The 253-nt window shown below is 71.9% G+C and carries 1 protein-coding gene; it reads left to right on the top strand.

What is annotated here, in order from left to right:
* Positions 1 to 106 precede the first annotated feature (106 nt).
* A partial coding sequence (locus tag JAO32_RS20155) for a Gfo/Idh/MocA family oxidoreductase (RefSeq protein ID WP_443082627.1) occupies positions 107 to 253 on the top strand: 147 nt, incomplete at its 3' end.

The following is a 253-nucleotide window of genomic DNA, read 5'->3' as shown; positions in this document are numbered from 1 at the left end:
GCAGTCATCGGCGCCGCGCCTTCGGTCGCAACCATCTCCGCGTCTATCGCGCGCTGGAACAGGCCGGTGCAGGCATCCGCCTCGCCGCCTGCGCTGACCCCAGCGAATCCGCGCGTGCGGCCGTCGCGCCGAATACGGCATCCCCGTCTTCGCCTCGGTCGACGATCTGCTCGCCGCAGGCCTTGGCATCGCCGCCGCCAGCGTCTGCACGCCCACTGTCCACCACGCCTCCGCCGCCATCGCGCTGCTTGAG

The sequence above is a fragment of the Terriglobus sp. ADX1 genome (genome assembly GCF_036877645.1).
Classification (GTDB): Bacteria; Acidobacteriota; Terriglobia; order Terriglobales; family Acidobacteriaceae; genus Terriglobus.
The sequence above is the reverse complement of the archived record's forward strand: the minus strand, read 5'-3'. Positions and strand labels throughout refer to the sequence as shown.